The sequence below is a fragment of the Streptococcus sp. Marseille-Q6379 genome (assembly GCF_965119505.1).
The window spans coordinates 174527-200121 of sequence record NZ_CBCPLV010000002.1; the positions used below are offsets into that span (position 1 = coordinate 174527).

General features: G+C 40.4%; 21 protein-coding genes and 2 pseudogenes. 5 read left to right on the forward strand and 18 right to left on the reverse strand.

Annotated elements, in window-relative coordinates; translation table 11 throughout:
• Nucleotides 1-66: 66 nt before the first annotated feature.
• The 7 genes from pyrE to ACWPVZ_RS07545 all read right to left on the reverse strand — a co-directional run bounded on the left by pyrE (nucleotide 67) and on the right by ACWPVZ_RS07545 (nucleotide 6331).
• Entirely contained in the window at nucleotides 67-696 is a 630-nt protein-coding gene (pyrE, locus tag ACWPVZ_RS07515) for an orotate phosphoribosyltransferase (protein ID WP_201709774.1), read from the reverse strand.
• A gap of 87 nt (nucleotides 697-783) precedes the next feature.
• Nucleotides 784-1479, reverse strand: coding sequence for an orotidine-5'-phosphate decarboxylase (pyrF, locus tag ACWPVZ_RS07520; RefSeq protein WP_201709773.1), 696 nt, complete (start codon nucleotides 1477-1479; stop codon nucleotides 784-786).
• Between the two features lie 235 nt (nucleotides 1480-1714).
• On the reverse strand, nucleotides 1715-2671 hold the full coding sequence (locus ACWPVZ_RS07525; protein ID WP_454381687.1) for a dihydroorotate dehydrogenase: 957 nt from the start codon (nucleotides 2669-2671) through the stop codon (nucleotides 1715-1717).
• A gap of 9 nt (nucleotides 2672-2680) precedes the next feature.
• A complete protein-coding gene (locus ACWPVZ_RS07530; RefSeq protein WP_454381689.1) occupies nucleotides 2681-3454 on the reverse strand; it encodes a dihydroorotate dehydrogenase electron transfer subunit in 774 nt (257 codons plus the stop codon).
• Between the two features lie 340 nt (nucleotides 3455-3794).
• Nucleotides 3795-4343: a DJ-1 family glyoxalase III gene (locus ACWPVZ_RS07535; RefSeq protein WP_316582899.1), complete on the reverse strand. Its 549-nt coding sequence runs from the start codon at nucleotides 4341-4343 to the stop codon at nucleotides 3795-3797.
• 133 nt (nucleotides 4344-4476) lie between these two features.
• Nucleotides 4477-5277 carry a TraX family protein gene (locus tag ACWPVZ_RS07540; protein WP_454381692.1) on the reverse strand — a complete coding sequence of 267 codons (801 nt, stop codon included), beginning with the start codon at nucleotides 5275-5277 and terminating at the stop codon, nucleotides 4477-4479.
• A gap of 64 nt (nucleotides 5278-5341) precedes the next feature.
• Nucleotides 5342-6331, reverse strand: a complete 990-nt coding sequence (locus ACWPVZ_RS07545; RefSeq protein WP_454381694.1) for a hypothetical protein — start codon at nucleotides 6329-6331, stop codon at nucleotides 5342-5344.
• Between the two features lie 447 nt (nucleotides 6332-6778).
• Here ACWPVZ_RS07545 and ACWPVZ_RS07550 point away from each other — a divergent pair, with 447 nt between their 5' ends.
• The 3 genes from ACWPVZ_RS07550 (at nucleotide 6779) to ACWPVZ_RS07560 (ending at nucleotide 11548) form a co-directional block, all read left to right on the forward strand.
• On the forward strand, nucleotides 6779-8437 hold the full coding sequence (locus ACWPVZ_RS07550; protein ID WP_454381696.1) for an Rqc2 family fibronectin-binding protein: 1659 nt from the start codon (nucleotides 6779-6781) through the stop codon (nucleotides 8435-8437).
• Nucleotides 8438-8612: 175 nt separating this feature from the next.
• On the forward strand, nucleotides 8613-10157 hold the full coding sequence (locus ACWPVZ_RS07555; protein WP_454381698.1) for a hypothetical protein: 1545 nt from the start codon (nucleotides 8613-8615) through the stop codon (nucleotides 10155-10157).
• Nucleotides 10158-10207: 50 nt separating this feature from the next.
• Nucleotides 10208-11548 (forward strand): MATE family efflux transporter, encoded by a 1341-nt coding sequence (locus ACWPVZ_RS07560; protein WP_454381700.1) that lies wholly within the window; start codon nucleotides 10208-10210, stop codon nucleotides 11546-11548.
• Between the two features lie 46 nt (nucleotides 11549-11594).
• Here the strand turns inward: ACWPVZ_RS07560 and ACWPVZ_RS07565 are convergent, their stop codons facing one another.
• The gene (locus tag ACWPVZ_RS07565) at nucleotides 11595-12563 is read right to left on the reverse strand and encodes an ABC transporter substrate-binding protein (RefSeq protein ID WP_454381702.1); all 969 of its coding nucleotides are present in this window, start codon (nucleotides 12561-12563) and stop codon (nucleotides 11595-11597) included.
• A 214-nt stretch (nucleotides 12564-12777) separates the two neighbouring features.
• On the opposite strand from ACWPVZ_RS07565, the gene ACWPVZ_RS07570 reads away from it, so the two are divergent.
• Both ACWPVZ_RS07570 and ACWPVZ_RS07575 read left to right on the forward strand, forming a co-directional pair.
• A complete protein-coding gene (locus ACWPVZ_RS07570; RefSeq protein WP_454381704.1) occupies nucleotides 12778-15492 on the forward strand; it encodes a DEAD/DEAH box helicase family protein in 2715 nt (904 codons plus the stop codon).
• Between the two features lie 72 nt (nucleotides 15493-15564).
• Nucleotides 15565-16200, forward strand: a complete 636-nt coding sequence (locus ACWPVZ_RS07575; RefSeq protein WP_454381706.1) for an HAD hydrolase-like protein — start codon at nucleotides 15565-15567, stop codon at nucleotides 16198-16200.
• A gap of 61 nt (nucleotides 16201-16261) precedes the next feature.
• Here the strand turns inward: ACWPVZ_RS07575 and ACWPVZ_RS07580 are convergent.
• From ACWPVZ_RS07580 to ACWPVZ_RS07625, 10 genes and pseudogenes are all read right to left on the reverse strand, one after another.
• Nucleotides 16262-17025 (reverse strand): annotated as a pseudogene (locus tag ACWPVZ_RS07580) (nucleoside phosphorylase).
• Between the two features lie 152 nt (nucleotides 17026-17177).
• Nucleotides 17178-17975: a hypothetical protein gene (locus ACWPVZ_RS07585; RefSeq protein WP_454381708.1), complete on the reverse strand. Its 798-nt coding sequence runs from the start codon at nucleotides 17973-17975 to the stop codon at nucleotides 17178-17180.
• 255 nt (nucleotides 17976-18230) lie between these two features.
• Nucleotides 18231-18530 (reverse strand): alpha/beta hydrolase, encoded by a 300-nt coding sequence (locus ACWPVZ_RS07590; protein ID WP_454381924.1) that lies wholly within the window; start codon nucleotides 18528-18530, stop codon nucleotides 18231-18233.
• A 246-nt stretch (nucleotides 18531-18776) separates the two neighbouring features.
• On the reverse strand, nucleotides 18777-20999 hold the full coding sequence (locus ACWPVZ_RS07595) for a heavy metal translocating P-type ATPase (protein WP_316582888.1): 2223 nt from the start codon (nucleotides 20997-20999) through the stop codon (nucleotides 18777-18779).
• Between the two features lie 11 nt (nucleotides 21000-21010).
• Nucleotides 21011-21382 (reverse strand): cupredoxin domain-containing protein, encoded by a 372-nt coding sequence (locus ACWPVZ_RS07600; protein ID WP_454381710.1) that lies wholly within the window; start codon nucleotides 21380-21382, stop codon nucleotides 21011-21013.
• A gap of 18 nt (nucleotides 21383-21400) precedes the next feature.
• Nucleotides 21401-21796: a CopY/TcrY family copper transport repressor gene (locus tag ACWPVZ_RS07605; protein ID WP_454381712.1), complete on the reverse strand. Its 396-nt coding sequence runs from the start codon at nucleotides 21794-21796 to the stop codon at nucleotides 21401-21403.
• A 212-nt stretch (nucleotides 21797-22008) separates the two neighbouring features.
• Nucleotides 22009-22254: pseudogene (locus ACWPVZ_RS07610) on the reverse strand (IS30 family transposase); the annotation flags it as partial.
• Nucleotides 22255-22260: 6 nt separating this feature from the next.
• On the reverse strand, nucleotides 22261-23298 hold the full coding sequence (locus ACWPVZ_RS07615; protein WP_316582885.1) for an alcohol dehydrogenase catalytic domain-containing protein: 1038 nt from the start codon (nucleotides 23296-23298) through the stop codon (nucleotides 22261-22263).
• Between the two features lie 91 nt (nucleotides 23299-23389).
• Entirely contained in the window at nucleotides 23390-24484 is a 1095-nt protein-coding gene (gene hemH, locus ACWPVZ_RS07620) for a ferrochelatase (protein ID WP_454381714.1), read from the reverse strand.
• Between the two features lie 111 nt (nucleotides 24485-24595).
• A complete protein-coding gene (locus tag ACWPVZ_RS07625) occupies nucleotides 24596-25492 on the reverse strand; it encodes a cation diffusion facilitator family transporter (protein ID WP_454381716.1) in 897 nt (298 codons plus the stop codon).
• Between the last annotated feature and the right edge of the window lie 103 nt (nucleotides 25493-25595).

The window sequence follows — 25595 nt, forward strand, 5'->3', positions numbered from 1 at the left end:
TATTACTTCCTAAATTATACTAAAAAAAGCGAAACGCCTGAAACGTTCCGCCTTCAATCATGATATTTAGTCTTGCCAAGTTTCTTGGTTTTCTTTAAATTTTTTCAAGAGTTGAAGTCCGTCTGCTGTGATGTAGCCTTGCACTTTAGCCACTTTGATCAATTCAGTGTAGTTTGAAAGAGTGACCAATTTCACGCCAGCATCAGCGAAGTTATTCTCAGCTTTTGGCAATTCGTAAGTGAAGATAGCCACAACACCGATAACATCAGCCCCTTCACGCTCTGCAGCTGCTACAGCATCAAGTACTGATCCACCAGTTGAAATCAAGTCTTCAACAACAACCATTTTTTCGCCTTTAACCACACGACCTTCGATTTGGTTACCAGCACCGTGATCTTTTGGTTTGCTACGGATGTAGGCAAATGGAAGGTTCATCTTGTCAGCGATAATCGCACCGTGAGGAATACCAGCAGTTGCAGTACCTGCAATCACTTCTACTTCAGGGAATTCTTCCTTAATCTTTTCAACAAAACCATTTTCAATAAGTGTACGAGTTTCTGGGTAAGACAAAGTAATACGGTTGTCTGTGTAGATTGGTGATTTGATTCCCGATGCCCATGTAAATGGTTCTTCAGGTTTAAGGTAAACAGCCTTGATATCGAGCAAATCAGATGCGATTTGTGTTGCTAATGTCATAATTATTATCCTCCGTAAAGCGTTTTCTATTCTTTATTATAACCTAATTCAATCTATTTTCCTATGAAATAAGGTCTTTTTGAAAATTTATTGACCGTTCCATTGGGCCTTAATGTCGTGATAAGCTGCTACTGGATTGTCAGCTTGCGTAATTGGACGACCAACAACAATGTAATCTGAACCAATTTGACGAGCATCGGCAGGTGTCATGACACGTTTTTGGTCACCAACTGCTGCTCCTGCTGGACGGATACCAGGTGTCAAACAAACGAAATCTTCATTTGTTGCTTCTTTGATTTTTGCTACTTCGTGTGCTGAGCAGACAACACCATCAAGACCTGCTTCAGCAGTCTTCTTAGCATAATGAACCACTGATTCTTGAAGTGTGGTTTGGATATTTTGGAAGTCACGCATCTGCTCTTCAGAGGTAGAGGTCAACTGTGTTACAGCAATCAAGATTGGACCATCTCCCAAGCCTTCACGCGCAGCCTTCATCATTTCCACACCACCAGCCGCATGCACATTAGTCATATCAACGCCAAGGTTAGACAAGACACGCATGGCTGATTTCACAGTATTTGGAATATCGTGAAGCTTAAGGTCAAGGAAAACACTATGGCCAAGCTCTTTAACGTAGCGCACAATCTCAGGCCCAGCCGCATAGTAAAGTTCCATACCAATCTTCACATAGAGCTTTTCATCAGCAGGAAACTTAGCAAGGAAAGCCTTTACATCCTCAAAAGTCGGGAAATCAAGGGCAATAACAGGACGATTTTCTCTCATTTCTTAAATCCTTTCACACAAAAAACCTCCGCCAGTCAGCGAAGGTTGCACGAAAATAGGGCAGTCCCTACCCTTTAGTGATGCCGTAGCATCTCAGTACACCTTTCTCGCCTCTCTGGACTCGATTAAAGGTTCAGTTCAATTTGTTCTATTATAGCGCTTTTATAAGGGAATGTCAAAGGGGGATGAAAGTAATTATACCTTTGTTAAATTCCTTAAAAAGGGTATTAATCTTCTATTTCCCCAACAAGTCTGTTCGAACTTCCTTACGCAAGTCTTCAAGTGTTGTGATGCCGTACTTGTCCATGACTTCAGGGAGTCGGTCAATGATTTTAGGGCAAGCATAGGGATCTGCGAAGTTGGCTGTTCCGACACCGATGGCTGATGCACCAGCGATGAACATTTCGATAGCCGCTTCGGCACTGTCGACGCCACCCATACCGATGATTGGGAGGTCTGATGCTAGAGCAACTTGGCGGATGAGTTTAAGGGCTACTGGGAAGACAGCTGGGCCTGACATACCACCTTGGCCATTGGCAATGATAGGTTTGCGAGTAGCCAAGTCATAGCGTGTACCGACCAAGGTGTTAATCATGGTAAAACCAGTCGCACCGGCATCTTCGACTGCTTTAGCGACACTCGTGATGTCAGCCACACTCGGTGTCAGTTTGACATAGACGGGCACATCAGAGTGAGAGACACTGGCTTTTACTGCCGCGTAGGCAAGCTCTGGGACTTGTCCGATGAGAAGGCCGTTATTGCCATGGTCCACATTTGGACAGGAGATATTGAGCTCGATAGCCTTGACGTTGCTGGCTTTGGAAATCTTGTGAGAGACTTCCGCATATTCTTCGTTTGAAAATCCAGCCACATTGGCAATGATTGGAAGCTCAGGATAATGATCCTGCAACCAAGGGAGTTTTTCAGACAAGACGGCATCAACACCTGGGTTTTGCAAGCCAATGGCATTAAGCATGCCTGATGGCGTCTCAGCCACACGGGGTGTTGGATTACCAAAACGAGGGTTGGCAGTCGTTGCCTTAATCATGATAGAACCTAGTTTGTCCAAATTATAATACTTGGCATACTCTTGCCCAAAACCAAAGCAACCTGAGGCTGGAATAATAGGATTTTTCAAGTCAAGCCCTGGAAGGCTGATAGCTAATCGATTTTCTGATTTAATCTCTGACATAGTAACCTCCTAGACGATGACTTTTCCGGTAGGGAAGACTGGCCCTTCCTCGCAAACACGAAGATTTTTGGCGTCAGATTCTCCTTTAACGTGAACCACACAGGCATAACAAGCACCCATACCACAAGCCATGCGAGCTTCCATAGAAACATAGGCATGAGGATGATTTTCAAACTTGCTATCGACATATTTAAGCATGCCTGGAGCTCCGCAACTGTAGACGGCATCTGGAGTCCAGGAGAAACCATCAATAACCGTTGAAACGTAACCCTTGATACCGTATGAACCGTCATCGGTCGTCACATAAACATCACCACAAGCTCTGAGCTTGTCCTCCAAGATGACGGCATCCTTATTGGCAAAACCAATCACTGATACAACTTCCACTCCCTTAGCCTTCAACTGCTTAGCCGTCTCAACCAAAGGTGGCACACCAATACCTCCACCAACTAGGAGGGCTTTCTGCCCAGCCTCAATAACGGAAATATCAAAACCATTTCCCTGAGGGCCCATGGTATCAATGGTTTGACCAGCTACCATCTTAGACAGAATAGCTGTTCCCTCGCGTTCCACTCGATAGACAATGGTCGCCACTTTCTTGTCATAGTCAATTTCTGAAATGGAAATCGGACGACGAAGGAGCTTACTTGGGTCTGGGACTTTGAGGTGGACGAACTGTCCAACCTGCATATCTGCAACCATCTCTCCCCTAAGCACCATCTCGAAAATACGAGGTGCAATCTCACGCTGATTCACAATGGTTAAATCTTCAACTAAAATCATGACAACCCTTTCTAAACTACAAAATGTCATCAAAAAAACCTCGCCACATGGCAAGGTCGCACAAAAAATCACAGGAGAACCCTGTTTTTAACCTGTCCGACCTTTCAAGCCTCTCTGGACTCATTTAAAGGTTATTTTGTCATTATTATAACCGTTTTCATAACGGATGTCAAAGGAGAAAAGAAAAAACCAAAGCTTATAAAATTAGGCTTTGGTCTCTTTAATATATGATTAGGGCATTTGTTTGATAAGTTCTCTATCATCTTACAAGCTAACATAGATTGTTTATTTATCTAGCATCATGTGTTAGGACTTTTTGATAAAAGGCTCAAATAAACTATTATTTAAACAATCTGTCGTAAACCATGGTATTAGCTAACTGCTGACCATCGCCACCCAACAAATCAACCAGTGCGTAAGCAAAGGCTAGTGCTGTTCCGGCACCACGGCTAGTGACAATATTGCCGTCAACCACCACCAAGTCAGTTTGATGCTCGCCAGATGCAATTTGTTCCTCAACACCAGGGAAACATGTGAATTTACGCCCTTCAAGAAGACCAGCACGTTCGAGAACAATTGGTGCCGCACAAATGGCAGCAACGTATTTTCCAGCTTTTGCAGCCTCTTGAAGAGAGGCAATCAAAGTTTCGTTGTCGCGTAGATTAGTTGATCCAGGCATACCTCCAGGAAGGACCACCAAGTCGTAATCCGCAAAATTGCCATCAAATACACCATCCATAGCGACTTGAATTCCATGTGAGCCAGTTACTGACACACTTTCAAGTCCTAGCATGCTACAGTCAAATCCTGCTCTGCGGAAGACATCCACTGGGCTCAAGGCTTCGATTTCTTCAAAACCTTCCGCAAATACTACTGCTACTTTTGTCATGATATACCTCCAATTTGCTTATCACAAGATTCTATTACGCCTTAAATTATAGCAGTTTTAGAAGCAGGAAACAAACCATAAAAATGGCCTTTAAGCACGAAAAAAAGACAGTACAAGGACTGTCTTTGTCATTTTATCTAAACAAACTTGCTAGGATCCACAAGAGATAAATATGGGCTGGATAGAAAATATAGAAGAAATTCTTGTTCCCACTACCACGTTCACCATTATAGAAATACATAGGAATCGCAGCAAAAACCATCATCCACTGAACATCAACTGGGTCAATCAGATAGAAAATCAGAGAAATAACAGCCAAAACCACAAGCTGGATATTTCGGTGTTCTCTAAAAATATAGAAAAGCAGACCTAGGATAACAAGTAGGAAACTCCCCTCTACCGTAATGATACTTGGAATCATGATGGTTACTAAAGCGAGCAGACGTAAAACAACCGGATGAAGACCACCACCAGTTAACATAGATGCCAAGATTAGCGTTGGAATGGCCAGAATGATAGGCAATAGGAAGAGACCAATCCCTTTTAAAATTTCATCCTTTGATTTATCACGAAGTCCTTTAAACAGTAAGTCCCATGAACAGATATAGATACCCGTTACCAAGAAGGTTGAAAAGGCATTGTTCATCAAACCAACATCACCATTATGGAAAATAGAACCTACAATCGTGTTACCGATAGACATAAACCAAAACATAAATAAAAGACGTTTCATGTAGGCTTTTCGGTCATGTGTGTAATGGAAACTATCTGCTGCCAAGAAGAGAAAAATAGGGAAAACCAAACGCCCTATCATTGTTAGCCACATCGGTGCCCCCATAAAGGCAAACATCTCATGAATGTGGTCTAAAAACATGAGAGTAATGGCCAAGTATTTCAAATTAGTCGCATTACTTATCTTTTTAATTTTATCCATTTAATACTCCTTTAATTTTCAGCATATTAAATGATACCACAAGTCAGATGTAATTTCAAAGGGATTAATGACGATTAAGACAACTAGGGTCTCTAAGTAACAACTTATGTCTTTTTACAGTATTTAAGTTTAGATTTACGTAACTCGCTCCTGAAATATCTGAATTAATATTCTTGTTCTGAATTTCTACAAATCTCATTGAACCATCCCTTACAAAGTCTATTTTTTGTTTACCTATATTCAAAATTATATTATCTTTTTCAAAAGTAACTTTCACTAATACTTCATCATTGCCTTCGGATGTCTTTTTAGAAATATAAATTTTTTGAGAATAAAAGCTATTATTTTTTACTTCTTTACTGATTTTTCTTTTTGAATCAGGAAATTTAATGATTTTGTCTCTTATTTGATTATATTTACTACCAAATCTTATAAAAACTTCATCGTCTGCACCTTCCAAAATCATAATATCAACTTCTTTAGAAATGAATCTAAATGGCTCCCCATTTGTTGTATAAAAATAGTAAGCCCCTCCAATCTCAAGTTCTCCTCTAAATAAAGTACCGAATGTTATAAAAATTACAATAATTGAGATAAATATTTTCTTAGGAACTTCTAATGAATTAGCCTTTATAAATTCATTAAGAAATAATTTGATTATTTTTATAAAGAATAAAATTGCTCCATAGTATAAAGGAATATATATATCAGTACTTGAAAAACTTCCATATATTAACTCTGTTAGCAAAACAAAAAGCATTAGTATTGATGATAATAGTATTAAAATAGAAGTTATTAAAAAATTTTTTTCAACAAATCTCCAAAGATTATCTCTTTTTTTAATTGTCTTGTTTAGCCAAATAGTAAAGCCAATCAATAATGAAAATATAAACAGAATAATTTTAATTCCATGCGGATTGTATAAATATAACAAAATAGAATTATATACGTTATTTATAATATTAAGTGTAGGATCACCTATGTTTGAAATACGTACAACAAAAAAAGTAAATAATAAAGGTAAAATTATATAATTAAAAATTTTTGATTCCATAGAATCACTATTATCTATGGATAAATAATAATCATCAATAGATTCTTTTAAAATTTCCTTAATAAATTTTTTTCATCTACTGTAATATTTTGTTTTTTATATCTACTTAACCTTTTTCTTAAATCATTTTTTATTGATTGGCTCAATATACATATCAACGATATGACAAGTAATGTAATAATTAAATAAAGTTCTCTTCTTTCCATAATCCCTCCAGTTTAAATATATAACTTGACAAACAATTATATCTTATTGAATTATTATAAGTCAATATTCTTTCAGATAGTTAACTGAAAAATTCAGGGTTCTTACTTCTTTTTCTCTATATAACTTTTCTCTCCCCTCCCCAAGCATTTCTAGAGGCTTTATGCTATAATGAATAGGCGTTTTATGCTTTGTCACAACTAAAAAAATAATTATTAACACTAACATGAAAGGAAGTACACCATGTCTTTTGACGGCTTTTTTCTTCATCATATGACGACTGAGTTGCGGGAACAGGTGCTTTTCGGGCGTATCCAAAAGGTTAATCAGCCTTTTGAGCGTGAGTTGGTCCTGACCATCCGTAACAATCGTCAGAATTACAAGCTTCTGCTTTCGGCTCACCCTGTCTTTGGGCGTATTCAGACGACCAAGGCTGACTTGCCAAATCCGCAGAATCCAAACACCTATACCATGATTATGAGGAAATACCTTCAGGGAGCGGTTATCGAGGATATCCAACAGTTGGAAAATGACCGTGTCCTTGAGATTTCTGTATCAAACAAAAACGAAATCGGTGACAGCGTCAAGGTTACTCTTGTTATGGAAATCATGGGGAAACACTCCAATATTATCCTGATTGATAAAAACGAGAGCAAAATCATCGAGTCTATCAAGCATGTTGGTTTTTCACAAAATAGCTATCGTACGATTCTACCGGGGTCAACCTATATTGCCCCACCAAAGACGGATGCCAAGAATCCTTTCGATATTCCAGACGAAAAGCTCTTTGAAATCTTGCAGACGGAGGATTTGTCAGCTAAAAACCTTCAAAAACTTTTCCAAGGTTTGGGGCGTGACACGGCCAATGAATTATCAGCTTTACTTGAGACTGATAAGCTTAAGAATTTCCGTGCCTTCTTCAATCGTGAAGTAGAGCCAAACTTAACGGCAAAAGCATTTTCAGCTGTAAGATTCTCTGATAGTCAGGACCAACCTAAGTTTGAAACCTTGTCTGCCCTTTTGGATTACTACTATTTGGACAAGGCGGCGCGTGACCGTGTGGCTCAACAGGCTAGTGATTTGATCCATCGTGTGCAAAATGAGCTGGAAAAAAACAAGAAGAAACTTGTTAAACAGGAAAAAGAGCTTGCGGCGACTGAAAATGCTGAGGAGTTCCGTCAAAAAGGGGAACTTTTGACCACCTACCTCAGCATGGTGCCAAATGACAAGGATAGTGTCGAGTTAGACAACTACTACACTGGTGAAAAGATTACCATTCCTCTAAATGTGGCTCTGACTCCTAACCAAAATGCTCAACGTTACTTCAAGAAATACCAGAAGCTCAAGGAGGCTGTTAAGCACTTGACTGGTTTGATTGAGGAAACCAAACAGACCATTGATTATTTAGAAAGTGTTGAATTCAGTCTTTCTCAAGCCAATATGGATGAAATCGAGGATATTCGTGAGGAGCTTGTTCAGGCTGGGTTTATGAAGCGTCGTTCAACTGACAAACGCCACAAACGTAAGAAACCTGAACAGTATTTAGCTTCTGATGGCAAGACCATTATCATGGTTGGTCGTAACAACCTGCAAAATGAGGAGTTGACCTTCAAGATGGCTAAAAAAGGGGAGCTCTGGTTCCACGCCAAGGATATCCCAGGTAGTCACGTAGTTATCAAGGACAATCTTAACCCAACTGACGAGGTCAAGACCGATGCGGCTGAATTGGCAGCCTACTATTCTAAGGCTCGTCTATCAAACTTGGTTCAAGTGGATATGATTGATGTTAAGAAACTCAACAAACCAACGGCTGGTAAGCCTGGATTTGTAACTTATACGGGACAAAAGACCTTACGTGTCACACCAACTGAAGAAAAAATCGATAGCATGCGGATGAAGTAAACTACTTTATAAAATCAAACTCTCTTGTTGCTGATACAAGAGAGTTTTTCTATGTCGTAAACTAAGTAGGTAAGTTTCAGAAATGAATGATATTTTCTTCTAGTTTTCATTACATTTTTCCGACGACTGTGCTAAACTATAAGGGTAATTACCTATATTAAAGGAGACTTTCAGTATGAAGGCTCTTATGTCAAATACGAGTTCTGTTTTAGAATGGCTAGGTCGCTACGTGGGGCTATTAGTCTTCGGCCTATTATTTGTGACTGCTTTACTCATTCGCACGACCATGATGACCGGATACTTTGAGTGGGCAGAGATTAGTAGCGTTCCTTGGTATGTTTATGTTTCAGGTGGTGTCATTCTGCTTTTGACACTTCTCTGGCGCAAAATCTTAAAGGAACTGACAACAAAACAGATTTTCATCTTTTTTTCCGTTTGCTTTGTGAGTTTTGGCCTACTTTTGATTTTTCTGACGAGTTTTGCTGGTCGAGACGATGCAGGTACTGTCTTTAAAGGGGCGGTCCAGTTTAATGCTGGCAACTTCTCCTTAATTAAACCAGGAGCCTACTTCTACCGCTATCCTCATCAGTTGGGATTGCTTAGTTTTGAACGCCTGGTTCTCTATCTGATTCCTTTGCCGGTCATCTCGGTTTTCTATGCATTGAATCTTGGCATGGTCATTGGTATGAACTATGCGACATGGAAAATCACGGATGAACTGTTTACGAAACCGTTAGTCAGTCGTTTGGCTGTCATCATGAGCTTCGGTTTCTTGCCTCTAGTTTTTAACATTATGTTTGCCTATGGACTTATGTATGGTTTGTTCTTTTCTAGTTTTGCCATTCTCTTCTTTCTACGTTACTTAAAACGTGGTAAGGCTAGGAATGCGATTTTTTCGGTGGTCATGCTATCATTGGCTTACTGGGTAAGAAGCAATAATATTATTCTCATTATTGCATTATCTGGTATTTTGATACTAATGACTCTCAGAGAGAAACGTTACCGCTATTTACTTTTGGTTTTGGCTTTCTTTGCCTTTCCGATGAGCTTGCATAAGGCGACAACCAGTTACTATGAGATTACCACTCATCAAAAAATTCCTGGAACGCCTCAGATTGCTTGGCTGGCCATGGGCTTACAGGACCAACCTGATTCTAAACGAATGCCAGGATGGTATACCGGTTATGTCCGTGACATTTATGCTAAGAAAAAGGGCAATATCGAAAAGATTGAAAAAAGCGCCAATCATCTTTTTGATAAGCGTGTTCAATACCTCCTAGCACATCCCGATGAGGCCAGTTGGTTTTTCAGAACCAAGTTTATCAGCTCCTGGACGGAGGGAAGCTTCCAGTCCATCTGGAACGGTCCAAGTAAAGACAAGTTTCAGCCTTTGTGGAATAGGTTTGCGACCTCTATCTATCACGATGGGACCCTGCATCTCTTTTTTGTGACCTATATGCAAGGCTATCTCCTAGTCCTATATCTTGGTGGTGTGTTCTACTATGCTTTCACTTATAAACGAATGGGAGATGGAGCAACACTAGGCCTCTATGCCTTCCTCTATCTCTTCGGTGGCATTCTCTTTCACCTCATATCAGAGACTAAGAGCCAGTACACCCTACCTTATATTTACTTACAAATTCCAATGATCGCGGCGGGTTACAATCATATGACACAAATACTCGGCCGCTATCTAAAAAATAGGCGAAAGTCATCTTAGGATGGCTTTTTGTCATTGTTTCACAATTACAATCTTGTTATAATAGTTCTATGAAAAATTCGTCAGTTGATCTTTTACGAGGCCCTATTTTGCGGTCTCTTTTAATCTTTGCTCTACCAATTTTGATATCCAATATTTTCCAGCAACTCTACAATACTGCTGATGTCATGATTGTGGGTCGTTTTCTAGGTCCAGATGCCTTGGCTGCTGTAGGAGCTTCTTCTGCTATTTTTGATTTGGTTATCGGCTTTGCTCTTGGCGTTGGAAATGGTATGGGCGTTGTTATTGCACGTTATTATGGTGCCAAAGACTTTAGGAAACTTCGTCAGTCTGTGGCGGCCACCGTTGTGATTGGTTTAGGCTTAAGTGCCTTGGTTATGATTCTAGGGCATTTTGGTCTCTATCCTTTGCTTAGATTTTTAGGAACGCCTTCTTCTATTATTGGGCAGTCCTACCAGTATATTTCTATGATTGTGTCTTGTGTTGGGGTAAGCTTAGGATATAATCTTTGCGCCGGGCTTTTAAGGGCTGTTGGGGATAGTCTTACCGCCCTCTATTTTCTGATTTTTTCAGCTCTAGTCAATATCGTTTTAGACCTTTTCTTTATTACACAACTTCATCTTGGTGTTCAATCAGCAGGCTTAGCGACAATTATCTCACAGGGACTTTCAGCTATCCTCTGTCTTTACTATATTAAGAAAAAAGTGACCTTCCTTCTACCAAGCAAGTCAGACTTTGTTCTTGATTCAAGCCTTTATTTGGCCCTTTTTGGACAAGGGATGGCCATGGGACTCATGAATTCTATTGTTTCGATTGGGACTGTGACCTTACAATATGCCATTAACGGCTTTGGACCTCTTATCATCAGTGCCCAAGTCGCGGCAAGACGCATTATGTCCTTCGCTGTTCTCCCTTTGACCTCACTTGCGGCTGGGGTGACCACCTTTACCTCTCAGAATTTCGGGGCCAAACAGTTTAAACGCATTGTCGCTGGTTTAAAGCAATCTAGCCTTGTTTCTATCACTTGGTCTGTCATTGCTTGTGCCCTTCTCTATATAGCAAGCCCCTTCTTGGCTGGTCTTATCTCTGGTTCTGAAAATGCTGTGATTATTGACAACGCCAGTCGCTACCTCCGTATCAGTTCTCTCTTTTATCCTATTTTGGGGATGCTCTTTATTTTTAGAAATAGTCTCCAAGGCCTAGGTAAAAAACTCACACCCTTAACCTCTAGTTTCATTGAGCTTTTTGGAAAAATTCTCTTTGTTCTTTTGGTTATTCCTTCTATGGGCTACCTTGGCGTTATCCTATGCGAGCCCTTGATTTGGATTCCCATGACCATTCAGCTCTATTTTGCCTTGAGGAAACATATTCGACGCTTGTTTATCAGTTAGACTACTTTTGAACATAGAAAAAACGACCATCACGGTCGTTTTTAGTTTAATTTAATCCCCATTCATCAGAGATCTGTTTCATTATGGCCTCTTGGGAGACAATCCCAAAACCCAGCATGTAGGTTGAGTAATCAGCATAAATTACCTTGTTATTTTGAACTGACTTTAAGCTACTCCAGACAGGGTTATTTTTAAGTTTGTTATCTAGGAGTTCTTGAGAATCTGCTTGAATAATCAGGAGGTCCGGATTAATGTCTTTTAGTTTATCTGGATCGATAACTTGGAACATATCATCTGGATTGAAGGTTTCAGCACGATTGAAATGATAAGTATCATAAAGATAACCAAAATGCCCGTAAGCGTAATAACGGATGTCATTGTCTGTCACGCGCAAATACATAAGTTTTTGATTGCCAAACTTAGATTTGACATTCTCTGCGAACACGGCCTCCCTAGCATCCACTCTATCCAGGTCCTTCTTCATCTCATCACGTTTGTCGAAGATTTCTGCTACCTTTAATGAGGTTTCGTGATAGTCCCAGTTTTCATCAGTGTTGATCTGGTAGCCAACAGTTGGTGCAATTTCAGACAGCTCCTCGTAGAGGTCTTCCTGCTCGCCGGTCATAAGGATTAAATCAGGTTTTAACTCAGCAATCTTATCCAAATCTGGACTCCCCTGCCAACCAACTGAAACCACCTTGGCATCCTTGTATTGTTTCTTAAAGAGGGTTGAAAATTCTTGACTATCAGCTTGACCAGTTGTTGCACCTACAGGAGTGATATCTAAAGGATTCAAGATTTCACCATAGAGGTTGTCGAGGATAACAATACGTTTAGGAACTTTTTTCAACTCTGTCGTACCAAAATCATGAACAATCATCTTCTCCTTAAAAGTTTGACTTGTATTATTTGACTCTGCATTATATCCAGACGTCATGTCTGGCAAGTAATATAGTAAAAGACCAGATATGATGGCCAGAATGGCTAATAGATAAAGAAGATTTATTTTTTTCATGGCAACTCCTCGATAAGATCGGATTAAATCGTTACTTTAAAGTTATCTTAAAACTTCTTTAATGTCAATCACTACTTGTTAGTTTAAGCAAAGAATAGTTGATTCTGTAATATTACTGATTTTAATAATAGATTGTTTTGAATGTTCCATAGGTAGAGCAATATTTGGGAAAATTAATCTATGTTATAATGATAAGTAACATTGGAGGGAAATTATGTTAAATCAGCTTTCATTTAAGGGACAATGGCGACAGTACCAACAGCGTGTTCTCGATAAAGCCGAAAGCTTTATGAATGATGGGAAGATTCACTTGGTGGCTGCTCCTGGTTCTGGTAAAACAACCTTAGGAATTGAATTTATACAGCGTTTTGGTAATCCAACTTTAATTTTAGTTCCGACAGTTACCATCCGTCAACAATGGGTAGATCGGATTAAACAAGCTTTTTTAAGTGATGACAATCTAGTAGAACAACTCATTTCACAGGATTTAAAAAAGCCTAAAATGATTACGGTTGCGACCTATCAGGCACTGCACAGTGCTATGAACCAAGTCGTGGGAGATAGTCTTATTGAGGACACAGATGATGAGTCTCAACAAGAGCATTTCGATTTTCAAGGTTTCGATATTCGAAAAACTTTTGGGGACCAAGATTTAGGGACTCTTTGTCTGGATGAATGCCATCATTTAAGAAATGAATGGTGGAAGAGTTTAGAGAGTTTTCAAAAAGCTTTTCCAAATATAAAGATGATCTCTTTGACAGCAACCCCCCCATACGAGGGAGAACCTGCACTTTGGGAACGTTATATTAGCATGTGTGGTGAGATTGATGAAGAAATTACAGTGCCTGAACTTGTTAAGGAAGGGACGCTCTGTCCTCACCAGGACTATGTCTACTTCGCCTTTCCAACAAAGGAAGAACGCGAACAATTGGACCAATTTGAAAAGCAGAAACTTAACTTTCTAACTAAATTGTCTACAGACATAAACTTTTCGAACACTATTCAGTCTAGCCCAGCACTAAGTGGCCAAATTGGCGATGATGACCTATTGGCTAATCCTAAATACCTTTCCGCTACCCTGATTTTCTTACGGTCTAAAAAATTGCCTTTTCCTCAACGTTTTCAAGAACTTCTCTCTGCAAAAACCTTGCCAACTTTTACGCTTGACTGGTTTGAAACCTTGCTTAATGGCGTTATTTTTCAGGTTCCAAAATGGTTTGGATTTACCGAGGAAGCCTTTAACCAATTGAAAAGTGATTTGAAAGCAAATGGTCTTATCGAGAGAAATCAAGTTAAACTTATCCGGAATAAGAAGCAAGATGTCCTGCTTAATCAATCATTGGGAAAACTCAATGCTGTTAGAGATATTTTTAAGGCAGAATACCAGTCTCTAGAAAATAATCTCCGTCAACTTGTTTTGACAGACTTTATACGTAAGGATTTTCAAATTCATCTAGGCGATAACAGTGCACAATTTACCCAACTAGGTGTGCTCTCTTACTTTGAATCTATTCGTAGAGAAATGATTGAACAGTCTTGGACGGTGCCTGTGGCTGTATTGACAGGAAGTTTAGTGATTATTCCAACTTCAGCTAAAGAACATCTAGAGCGACTCATTCCTGATTCTCGTTTATCCTATGATATTATTGGACAGGTGAGCCAAGAAGACTATCTTAAGGTGAGTGTTTCTGGTTCTCACCATAATCTAGTGACTGCCCTTACCCAACTTTTCCAAGAAGGACATATTCAGGTGATTATTGGGACCAAGTCTTTATTGGGCGAAGGTTGGGATGCCCCTTGTGTTAACTCCCTTATTTTAGCTAGTTTTGTTGGAAGCTTCATGCTAAGTAATCAGATGCGAGGACGTGCCATCCGTGTATGGCCAGATAATCCTGATAAAACCAGTAATATCTGGCATTTGGTGTCTATTAATTTGTCTCCTCGAAAATGGTATGAAAGTCAAACCGTTGAGGAAAAGGATGCTGAGATTAACGAGCTTCAATTATATGAGTTTAGTCCTGACTTAGACTTGTTAAATCGTCGCATGAAGCAATTTCTAGGCCTTCATTATCATGATCAGACGATCGAGTCTGGCATGGAGCGACTGGGGCTTAATAATCTCAAATTCAACCAGAAAAGCTTGGACAAACTCAATCAAAACACCGTATGGCAATCTCAGAATAGACAGGAACTAAAAGATCGTTGGCAAGAAGCCTTGCCCCTTTACGAAGAAATGGAAGTTGCTAATGAGGTTGACGTCGACAAACACTTTTTACCCATGGCTTACCTTAATGATTGGAAGAAAGCACTCCTACTATTTCAAGCAATCGTCGTAACCTATACTATCTTTGACATTGGCAAATATCTGATTGGTGGAACACTGTCAAACTTTAATCTTACAATTCTTCTACTTGCCATTATTGCACTTGCTTTCGTTTGGGGAAGATATGCCATCTATAAAAGCCCCTATAAGCGTTTGGAAATATTCGGAAAAGCTATTCATCAAGCCTTGCTCGATGTGGGTCAGATTGAGACTCAAGAGTCTGCCCCTAGAGTAGTAAGAGATAGTAAACAAGCCTTATATAACGCCATTTATCTCAAGGGTGCAAGCATGAGAGAGAAAGAAATTTTTGCTCAAGCTATTACTGAATTTTTCGCCCCTATTGAAAATCAACGTTATATCTTAAAAGCTAGTCGCAAAGTCGCAGATCAGACTGAATATTTTGCTGTGCCAAGTATGTTTGAAAAACGAAAGGATGATGCAACCGTATTTCTTGACCGTATTCAAAAGAGCGTTGGTAAGTATGATCTGATTTATACTCGAAGTGTACAAGGACGTCCAATTCTTCTTGAAGCTCGTATAAAGGCACTCGGAAATAAGCAAGAACGTACGATTACACGTAAAAAAGTCATGTCCAGCTTGGAATAACGATTGGCTCAAAACTTACTATGACATCCTATCGTGATATAATAAACAAACAACATTGTATTGGAGAATCATATGATATTTACACACATTTTCTTCGACCTTGATGGTACTCTTATAGATAGTTCCGAGGGCATCCACAATGGTTTTGTCCAAACCTTTGAGAGACTGAGCCTACCTGTTCCTAGCGACCAAAAAATTCGAAGCTTCATGGGTCCTCCCCTAGAGGTTACTTTTAAAGAAGAAATTAGCGAAGATGGTGCTGAACAAGCTGTTCAACTTTATCGTGATTACTACGGCACTAAAGGACAGTTTGAAGCCCACCTCTACGACGGTATAAGAGAAGTCCTCGAAAAGCTGAGTCAAAATCCAAATAAGAAAATCTATATCACGACTTCCAAAAATGAGCCTACCGCTCTGGAAATGTGTGAGTACCTTGGCATCACTGAGTTTTTTGACGGCATCTATGGAGCCACACCTGCTGCTTTCCACAAAGCTGACGTCTTGCAGCGTGCTATTACTGAAAATAATGCAAATAAGGACCAGTCTGTCATTGTTGGCGATACCAAGTTTGACATGATTGGCGGAAAAACAGTTGGTATCAAGACCTTGGCTGTTACCTGGGGATTTGGGACAAACGAAACCCTTTTGGCAGAAAATCCTGATTTTATAGCTGATACTGCCCAAGAACTCTGGGATATTTTGAAATAAAAATCGAGACATAAAAAGAGCATGGCCATACAATCATGCTCTTTTTTCTATCGAATTAAGATTACATCTGAACAATGATATCTAAGCAGAGCACCAAGGCCTCACCAAAAGCTTCTGAACCCCAGTCACGCTGGTCATAATTTTCCAGGTCTGCAAGAGTATCTGCGGTAAATAGGAGCAAGCCCCAAACTGCATTACGAAGCTGGGCTACTGCTGCAAGTGAGGCACACTCCATCTCCACAACACTACACCCTTCTTCAATGCGATAGGCCACCTTGTCAGGCGTTTCTCTATAAAAGCCGTCAGTCGACCAAGTCATGACCTCTTGATAAGGAATGGACGCTTGTCTTAGAACTGTTTCAATGGCAGTCAGTGCTCGATGATCCACTTCTATATACCTAGAAGGCGCAACATAATGGTAACTAGCTCCCTCATCTGGCAAAGCCTTAGTCGGGATTAAAAAGGTATTTTCTTCCATATCCACCAAGACGCCACAGCTACCTGCTGAGATAATCTTCTTCGCCCCATAGCCAATCAACCAATCCATGAATTGGGCAGCAGCTGCAGATCCAACTGGTGCTTGGGCCAAGCAGATATCCTCTCCTTGGTACTCCATGACATAAACTGGATAGGTCTTGGTAGCTGAGACAAAGCTAGCTACTTGTTTGGCTCCGACAACTTTCGCAAAGCGATCAATCTCATCCTCTAAGAAAGCATAACGCATTTTTCAGGCAAGTGCACATCAAGCCCCTCATGAGTCGGCATAATGACTGCCTGTGGGTTGTCGTCAAACTCTAAAATAGGTATTTCATGCTTATGGATCATCAGCTACCTCCAAACTTGTTTGTAACATTATATAAGCCCATCTAGCCGGTGTCAAGAAGAAATAGCAAAAATGGATATTTTCCTTATATTCCCGTTCAAACAAAACATCAGAGTAACTTCTAATTCCTCAACATAGTTATTTCTTCAACCCCTCACTTTTGCTCTTCATCTTCTAGTACTAGATTCTCATCCTCATAAAAGACGACTTTCCCATCTTTTACTTTAAAAGAATAACTGATTGAATCATGATTCTCATCCTTGGTATTGGAATAAAAGAAATTATATTTACCATTCGGAAGATCACTAGCATCTAACTTTTTAGCCGCATCTTTCATATCTTGTTCTTTGACTGATGCATTATCATCAATAAAAATAGTCATATAAACCAACTCTTGATCAATCAAGGTTTGGTATGGAATTTGATAATAACCAGCAAAGTCCTTCTTACCTTCCTTAAGATTTTCGGAGGCAATAGTATCCAATATTTTCTCCTTTTCATCATGACTGAAGTTAGGTAGAAAACTAAAAAAGTCAATAGGGATACCGAGTTTTTGTTTCTTCAATTGTTTTTCAATTTTCTTCTCAACTTTTTGGACAGATTTCTGCTCCAAAAAAGATTCCTTATAGTGTAAAAATTGAATACTGTCATAAGAATCAGATGACCTATTTTCAGGAATAGCCCTATTATTCTCTTCCAATTTTATTGTTTGCCCATCGTAGGTGTTCTCAGAATAGGTATAAGATACGTAGTAAGTTGGACTTTCTAGTGGAGTCCAATGTAAGTCAGTGATGGTAACTTTGCCATGAAGACCCACTTTATTACAATCTTCGATGATGATTCGCTTAATTTTTATGTAATCACTAGGCATCATCACCTTGCAACCGCTCAAAACCAAAACTGATAGCAGCAAGGGAATCAAGAATAGAATGCGATAGATTTTCTTTTTCATAGCTCTACCTCCTGTAATCTAAAGCTAACAAAAGAAAGACAAGCGAGTGGAAAAATCTATTTTCTGAATATATGTATAACGTTACTCAATTAATGTAAACGGTTATATTATCTTATCTTTATTTTAACATTCTTTACATGAAATGTCAGATGAAATTGGATTCGTTCTTTTACTTCTCTTCTTTGCCAACTCAATCATTGTATTAAAAAAATCTAGTAGACAGCCTCTACTAGAATTTTTTGTATTCTTATCAACTCACTTCCCCCACAAGAAAGCAATTAGAGGCTTATCAACCAAGCCTGTTTCATGGAGTTTACTGTGTTGGCCGTTAGGACCTGTGATTTCCTTTTCTTGGTAGGATTTGACATGACCTTTAAGCAGACAGGCTAGGGATTGACTGGATAGATTGGTCACGCGCTCATCACTCTCTTTACCTGTATTGCCATAGATGTTGAGGACTTCAACTTGTCCTTGAGGATAGTTGTCTCCAAGAGACAAGAGCTCCTCATATGACTCGGTCATGCTAGTTGGTTTTCCTTCGCTATCTAGTAGGATATTTTATTATAATTTACATGTATCTTTAAGACTTGTAGCTGTAGGAAATCGAACAAAAAGAGGCTGGGACAAAAGTCCTAGCCTCTTAATTGTTTTTGGATTGTCAAGCAAGACGCAGTGGTTGAGTGGGCTCTACTACGCTGATTTCATCAGCTTTTACAGCCCTACTCAACTGTGCGGAGGTGGGACGACGAAATCGAATTCTAACGAATTACCGATTTCTGTCCCACTCTCTTTTTGTTCCCATTAATCAATCTTCGCAACATTGAGAAGCAGCGAGCTAGTCAAAACAGACAAAGAACTAAGGGCCATAGCAAGACCTGCTAGTTCTGGATTGAGGGTCAATCCCAGTCCTACAAAGACTCCAGCAGCAATTGGAATCCCAAGGATATTGTAGATAGAGGCCCAGAAGAGATTGAGTAAGATCCTGCGGAAGGTCTTTTGACTCATGTCAAAGGCGCGCACAACGCCAAGCAAATCATTTTGCGTGAGCACGATGCCACCGGACTCGATCGCAATATCCGTTCCAGATCCCATAGCGATCCCCACATCCGCGATCGAGAGAGCTGGAGCATCATTGATTCCATCTCCAACAAAGGCGACCTTGCTAGCTTCTTGCAGTTTTTGGATGGCGCTAGCTTTTTCTTGAGGAAGGACATCAGCAATGACGGTGTCAATTCCCACTTGCTTAGCAATAGCTTGGGCCACCCGTTCATTATCCCCCGTTAACATGACCGTTTTCAAGCCCCGTTCTTTGAGCTTTTTGATCGCTTCTTTTGAGCTGGCCTTCGGAGCATCTTGAATGGCAATCAAGCCAATCACTTGCCCATCCACAGACAAACTGATCACTGTTTTGGCCTGCTCTTGCAACTCTACCATCCGTTTTTCAAGCTCCGGATCCATCGCTGTCCCGTCATGAAGTTTGCCATTTCCCAAGGTCACCAACTGCTGGTCGATCTGACCTTGGACCCCTTTTCCTTCAATCGCTTGGAAGTTTTCCACAGGGGATAACACCAAACCTTTTTCTTCTGCTTGAGATAACACCGCTTGGGCTAGTGGATGTTCTGAAAAAGTTTCAAGACTAGCAGCCAGTGTCAAGACACGCGCTTCATCTCCTACAACATCGGTTACAAGTGGTTGACCAATAGTAATAGTCCCTGTCTTATCAAACACAACGGTTTGAATCTTTTGCACTTCTTGAAGAACTGTTCCATTTTTAATCAGAACCCCCATCTTGGCACTACGGCCGGTTCCGACCATCAGGGCTGTTGGGGTTGCTAAACCAAGGGCACAAGGACAGGCAATAATGAGGACAGAGACTGCATAGAGCATGGCCTCTTGAAGCGACGCGCCCAGAAGCACGGACCAAACCCAGAAAGTCGCAATGGCCAAAATCGTCACCACTGGAACAAAGATACCTGAAATCTTATCCGTCAAATCTTGAATGGGAGCACGACTGGATTGGGCCATTTTGACAAAGTCCACAATTTGAGATAAGAGGGTCTCACTACCGACTTTTTCAGCCTTAAAGAGAATGGTCCCATTGCTGTTGATAGTGGAGCCGATAACTGCATCACCAACTGATTTTTCCACAGGCAAGCTTTCACCTGTCACCATCGACTCATCAATGGTCGTACTTCCTTCTACAATCGTCCCATCAACCGCAATCTTTTCCCCAGGACGGACCCGAATCAAGTCATCAATTTGGATATCTTCTGCCGCCACCTCGACATAGTTCCCATCACGGAGAACTTGAGCCGTTTTTGCCTGCAAATCCAACAACTTTTCCACAGCCTCGGAGGCATTGTTACGCATCCGTTCTTCAAAGATTTGCCCTAAGAGGATAAAGAAGATGATAAAACCCGCAGCCTCAAAGTATACTGGCTGACCAGTAAAAAGGGCAAATACACTATAGACATAGGCTACCAGGGTTCCAAGAGCTACCAAGGTATCCATATTGGAATGGTGCTTCTTAAATGAGGCCCAGGCACTCTTGATAAAAGGTACTCCTGCTACCAACATGATCGGCGTTGTCGCTAGAAAAGTCCCCCAGCGACTGACTGAATGGGATACAAATCCTGCCCACATCCCAATCATCAAGATCAATAAAGGAAGGGTAAAGATACTAGTAATCCAAAAGCGACCCCGTAAACTTAAGACACGACGGCGTTTTTCCACAACCGTGTAGGAACCCTTTTGCATCTTCATTCCACATGAAAACTCAAAGTCCCCTGTTTCTGTCGGGGTAAAGGATATCACCTTATCCACACCGACTTCCAAAGGCTCTAAAATCCCCTGATCTTCAAACAAAATTTCCTTGTAACAGCCGGAAGGATTGACCCGATGGAAGGTGATTTCAGCAGGGATCCCTTTTTGAAGTTGAAATTCTTTGGGACTATAGCCCTTTTCTGCTGTAATACGGATCTTTTGCACTCCGTTTTCCACAACTGCTTTTTGTTTTTCTACCATACCTAACTCCTTTATTCCACAATCATTTGACCATGCATCATGTTCATTCCACATGAATACCCATATTCGCCCGCTTTTTCTGGCGTAATTTCAATGACATGTTTTTCACCTAAAGGCAAATCTTCATGAACGCCAAAATCTGGAAAGATCACTTGAGCCAGACATGAAGATGGATCCTTGCGATTAAAGATGATCCGGGCTGGAACATTCTTTTTCAGGACAATGGTTTCAGGCGAATAGCCCCCCATGACTTCGACTTCAATTTCTTGATAACCTGATTTCTGACGAGCGTGGCCGCTTACCTTTTCATGCTCTGCAAAGAACCACCAAGCAATAAAGACAACCACAAGTAAACAAACAATACTAATCAACAATCCAAACATGGAATTTCCTTCTTTCTACTACATACAATTGCAGCGGACTGTTTCGACAGCCTCTGCTTTCTTTTCTTCCAGGACCTGCTGCAGCTGATTAAGATCTGCAAGCGTAAAGTCACTCGCCTGAATCAAGTTTTCAAGCACCTGAACAATCCTTTTGGAACAAACCTTGTCTTTCACCTCCTCAACCACCAAGTCTAAACTCTGGTCCTGCTTCAACAAAGCCGAGTAAACAAAGGCCTTGCCTGTTTTTTCTCTAGTCAAATACCCCTTTTCCACCAAGCGGGTCAAGAGAGTCTTGATGGTTGACTTCGACCAGTCAAAGCGCTCGGACAAGACGGCGATCAAATCCGTGCTGGTCTGCTTACCTTCCATCCAGATAATCTTCATGATGCGCCATTCCGCATTGGAAATTTGCATGACCTCTCCTTTCTAAATCTACATTTGTAAACATTACAATGTTATTCTACTCCTAAGGTTTACATTTGTCAACCCAAAGTTAAAAAAAAAAACAAATCTTCCTTTGAAGATCTGTCTGATTGGGCTTTTTTCACTCCCTATTTTTATCTCCCTAAATTGTCAAATTAAGTTAGATTTTTCATGTAACAGAGAAAAACTTGGTATAGTGTTTGTTAATTCAAAGACTTCCTAGGTATTCTATTTCTTTTATCAGCTGTAGCTGATAAATAATTTTGAGAAATATTCGTAAAAGCCATTTGTTTAGGTAGTCCATTTCGTCTTAATAAGCCATTAGAATGTTCATTGAGACCTCGTTGCCCAGGACATCCTGGATCCGCAAAGAAAATATCAATGTCATGTGCATTCGAAATAGATTTCCAATTAGAAAATTCTTTTCCGCAATCAAAAGTGATTGACTTAATTCGTTACTCTATCACAATCATAGATTTAATAGACTTGCGTTCATCCATATCTTTATAGGCCTGATTAATATCTTCCAATTTATAACTTGTCGTAAAGACTCGGCCTGGATTGATGTCGCCATCAAGAACAGCTTTTAACAAAACTTGTTTATCATAGGTTGTGACAGAGGCTGGTCCGCCACCAATCGTTGTATTTTGTCCAAAGGTTGATCCAATGGCACGATTTTCATAGTGTGGAACACCAACAAATCCCATGCGACCACCATTATGAAGGACTCCAAGAGCTTGGTCCACCGCTGCTTCTGTACCGACACATTCGAGAGCTGCATCTGCTCCTCCCCCGAGGATTTCACGGACTTTGGCAATGCCTTTTTCGCCACGTTCAGCAACAACTGCAGTTGCACCTGACTCCAAAGCCATTTTTTGACGATCTTCGTGACGACTCATAAGGACAATTTGTGAAGCACCACGCATCTTAGCTGCGATGACAGCACATTGACCAACAGCCCCATCTCCGATAACGACCACCTTGTCACCTTTTTGCACATTAGCCACACGCGCCGCATGGTAACCCGTCGGCATGACATCAGCCAGTGTCAAAAGTGACTTGAGCATGCCTTCACTATAATCTGAAGGTTGCCCAGGAATTTTGACAAGGGCCCAGTTAGCAAAGTGGAAACGGATATACTCAGCCTGCACGCCCCCAGACCAGTTATTACCTGGGTGGTTGTCACAAGAGCCATCAAAACCAGCACGACAGGCATCACACTGTCCACAACCATGTGTGAAAGGGGCAATGACAAAGTCACCTGGTTTTACTGTAGTAACTTCCTCGCCAACTTCTTCGACAATTCCGATAGCCTCATGACCGCTATTTCTATGTCCTTCTTCCATTTCCGGATTACGGTAACTCCAAAGGTCCGATCCGCAAACGCAAGTACGTACTACCTTGATAATGGCATCATCTGCCTCTTGAATGCTTGGACGTTTGATTTCCTCAATGCCGACCTGACCTGCCTTTGTGTAAACTACTGATTTCATTTAAAAACCTCTATTCTTTCGTTTCTGATAGTATACACTTTTTAACAAGAAATCGCTCAAAACACTCCCTATTACAGTCATATTTAGTTACTTAATCATATTTTTTTCCATATTTCTTTTCAAGCATTTTCTTAACTAGATATGGCATCTTGACATTCTCTCGACCTTTTTTAGCAATCAATTTTTTGACGAAATCAGGCATCTGAATATCTTCTTCCTCTTCTAAAATCTGTCCTGTGTTTGAAGGAGCTTCCAACTCATCAAAAGTCTCTAGTTGAGGATGATAGTAACGATAGTCACCGTCTATATGAGACTGAATGGTTGAAAGAAGTGCTTTAATCAAACGAGAATCGCTATTTGGCATAGGAGGACGGTGATAGGCCACACCAAGCTCATGACAAAGCTCCTTACACTCCACATCATTATCAAAAAGAACCTCAATATGCTCACTAATAAAAGCTATCGGGACAAAAATATAGTGGTCAGGGTGTTCCTTCTCATCATGAAGGTATTCTAAGACATCAGGTTTAATCCAAGGAATACCAATATCACTTTCACTCTGCCATGTATTGGTATACTGGTCTTCTTCAAGACCTAAAATTTCCACAATCAAGCGAGTATTGTCATAAATCTGATCGATATAAGGATCGCCAAAATCAAGTGCCAAAACTGGTACACTGTGAGCTGAAAAAATCACCTTATAGCTGTCATCTCCAATTTGATCTAAAATATTTCTAATCTCATCAGCCCAGTAGTGAAGAAGTGAAGGTTCTTGGTACCAATCCTTGATAATTTGGAACCTAATCTGCTCACTTTCTAAAAATTTCTCATATCCCATGACAGAATAGTAAGAATAATGAGGCTCTAAAATCAAGCACAAACATTCTTCAATTCCATCATTCTCCATCTCTTTGATTACATCAGTGATAAAAGGGCGGGAAAATTTGTTGGCAAAGTAGACCGACGCTCGTTCTCCAAGAGCAGAAGCAACCAGATCCACTTCTTCTCTAGTTATCCTTTGAAGTGGAGTTCCGCCAATTCGTACGTAATTGTCATATAAAGTCTGAATTTCATGTGGTTCAGGACGAACACCACGTCGGATATTCGTGAAAAATTCCGCTACTCCTTCATAGGTAATCTCTTCTGGTGACCCAAAGGTCATCATCAACACAGCTCTCTTACTCATAATTACTCCTTGTTCTACATTTGTTCTATTTTATCATGAAAAGGCTTACTTTAGGGAACTTAGTATCAAAATAACTCTTAAAGGTAGACTCTAAGAGTTTAAAAACAAACCTTAATGATGGTGTTGCTGCTCACTTTCTGCTTCCAGCTCTTCGATATTTCGCTTGTGAGCTCGGTGGGTTGCCAAGTCTTCATCAACTTCGATTGTGACATTTTGAAAGCCACTCTCTTTGAGCAAGTCTCGGATAGACTCTTTACAGATCTCCATATGTTTGACATTCTCCAGACAAACATGAACAATAGCATTTTTCTCCAATCCATCCATGGTCCAAAGATTGAGCTGATTGATACTAGCAACATGGTCCAATTCAGCCAAATCCGTCTTTATCTTCTGGATGTTCACCCCTTCTGGTACAGCATCCAGGAAAATCTTGAGCGTGCTCCAAAAACGTGGAATGGCTTTTGATAGAATAAAGAAGGAAATGGCAAGGGACAGGAGCGGATCCAGGATATACCAGTCAGTAAATCGGAGAACAATGGCCATCAAGATGACAGCCAACCAACCTAAGGTATCTTCCAAAAAATGCAGGCTGAGAATGGATTCATTCTTGGTTTGCCCCTTGCGAATGACCAGACTCGCCAGCACATTGACACTGATAGCAATAATTCCCAACCAAAGAAGCCCTTCGTCATTGACGGGCTGAGGGTGGAAAAGCTTGCTTACATTTTCTAAAATCACCATACCAGACCCTGTCATCAGAATCACAGCGGTCACCATGGCACCTAAAAGGCTAAAACGCTTGTAGCCCAAGGTGTAATGGCTGTCTTCTTTCCGATTGGAAATGCTCTCTAGAAAAGCTGAGATGCCAATGGCGATTGCATCTCCAAAGTCATGGACCGAATCAGCGAGAACTGCACTGGAACCAAAGATTCCCCCCGCAATAAATTCAACAATGGCAAAGCTTAGATTTAATAAAAAAGCCAACCAAACCGCATATTTTGTCTTCATTATATTTCTTCCTTTGTTATAATAGATTCATGAACATCATGTTCATTATCTATTATCCAATACTATCAACAGAAAGGATAGGGGCAAACCGTTCGCTGTGTAC